This is a genomic window from Acidovorax sp. KPB24-03 (assembly GCF_057546605.1).
Genome location: NZ_BAAJYR010000547.1, coordinates 1 through 1,899 on the forward strand (window position 1 = coordinate 1; position 1,899 = coordinate 1,899).

Sequence of the window (1,899 nt, forward strand, 5' to 3'; positions counted from 1 at the left end):
GGCGGCCGGCAGCGGCGACAGCTGCAGCCCGCGCTCGCCCGCGTCGTCGGCCATCAGGATGCCGATGCCACCCGAGCCGGTGACCACGCCGACATCGGTGTTCTGCGGCAGCCGGCCCGTGGTGGAGTGCAGGTAGGCGATGTCGAGCATCTCCTCGATTGAAGCGGCGCGCCAGGCGCCGCACTCCTCGAACACCGTGGCGTACACCGCGTCGTCGCCGGCCAGCGAGCCGGTGTGCGTGGATGCTGCGGCCGCGCCCAGTTCCGTGCGCCCCACTTTCATGATGACCACGGGCTTGCCGGCATGCGCGGCCTTGAGCAGAGCGGCGCGCAGGCGATCGCCATCGCGGCAGGACTCGAGCGCCGCGCAGATGACGCGCGTATCGGGGTCGTCCACGAGGTAGTCGATGCACTCGGCGACATCCACGTCCGCCTCGTTGCCCGTGGCCACGATCTTGCTGAAGCCCAGGCCGCGCAGCGATGCCGCGCCGTAGGCGGCCGAGCCGAAGGCCCCGCTCTGGGTGGCCAGGGCGATGGGGCCGGGGCGCGGCTTTAAGCCATTGAGCGCCGTGGAGAAGGTGGCAAAGAAGCGCGTGGGCACGTTCAGCAGACCCAGGGAGTTGGGGCCGACCATGCGCACCCCGGCATCGCGGCACAGGCCCACGATGCGGTCCTGCAGCGCGCGTCCCTCGGCGTCCACCTCGGCAAACCCGGCCGTGAGCACCTGGATGGCCTTCACGCCCTTGGCGATGCTGTCACGCACCGCCGCCTCCACGCCCGCCACGGGCACGCAGATGATGGCGTGGTCCACCGGGTGCGGGATGTCGCGCACGCTGGCGTAGGCCGGCAGGCCCTGGATGGTGTCGCCGCTGCGGTTGACGGGGTACAGCGGCGCCTCGAAGCCCCCTTCGAGCATGAAACGCAGCGGCCTGCCGCCGATGCGTTCGGGGTCCGACGAGGCGCCCACCAGGGCGACCGACGTGGGGTGGAACAGCGGGTGCAACGAATGCATGGGAAAGCGTCCTTCTGTACGGGGTCTCTGTCTGGTCGGTTCGGAAGGCTGGCGTGGCCAGGGCGGCTCAGTGCAGCGCGGGCCGAGCCAGGCGGTCCAGGTGCGCGAAGCGATCGCCCCACCGCAGGCTGCAGGCCAGCGCGTGCATGGCCAGACGCGCCGCGGGCAGTTCGCGCGACATGCCGATGCCCCCGTGCAGCTGGATCGCGGACTCGGCCACCTGGCGCCCCGTGACCGACAGGTAGAGCTTGACCAGCGCGATGTCGCGCGGCGAGCCGCTGGCGGAGCCCTCACACAGGTCCAGCACCTGCCGGCGCACCATGCCGCGCACGTTCTCGTAGGCCACGTACATCTCCACCACGCGGTGGCGCAGCGCCTGGAACGTGGCCAGCGCCACGCCGAACTGCACGCGCGTGGTGAGGTACTCGATGGTCTGCTCGATCATCGCGCCGATAGCGCCCACGGTCTGAGCGCAGGCCAGCAGGCCGCCGACCGCGCTGGCGCGCTCCACGCGGGTGCGCACGTCCTCGCCCTGCGCCAGCACGCTGGACGCCGCCAGCGTGACGCCGGTCAGGGCGATGTCGGCCGTCTGACGCCCGTCGATGCCCAGCCAGGTACTGGCGTGGCCCGGCACCGCATCGCGCGGTGCCAGCACCAGCAGTGGCTGGCCATCGTCCTGTGTGGCGACGAACACGAAGTGCGTGGCGGGCTCGGTCAGGTCGGCGCCATGCAGGCGGCCGTTGAGCGTGAGGCGATCGCCATCGCGCACGGCAGCCAGGGGCACCGGGCCCATGTCCAGAACGGGGCAGACCGAGGCCTCGCCCGCGGCCATGGCCCGCAGCACGTTGCTGGCGCCCGGCAGGCCGGCCAGCAGCAGGGGCACCACGG

2 protein-coding genes are annotated in these 1,899 nt (G+C 72.0%); both read right to left on the bottom strand.

Annotated elements, in window-relative coordinates:
• Positions 1-1,011, bottom strand: a 1,011-nt coding sequence (locus AC27KI_RS23785; RefSeq protein ID WP_487116191.1) for an acetate--CoA ligase family protein, incomplete at its 3' end; no start/stop codon positions are given.
• 67 nt (positions 1,012-1,078) lie between these two features.
• On the bottom strand, positions 1,079-1,899 hold an 821-nt coding region (locus tag AC27KI_RS23790; RefSeq protein ID WP_487116193.1), incomplete at its 5' end, for an acyl-CoA dehydrogenase family protein.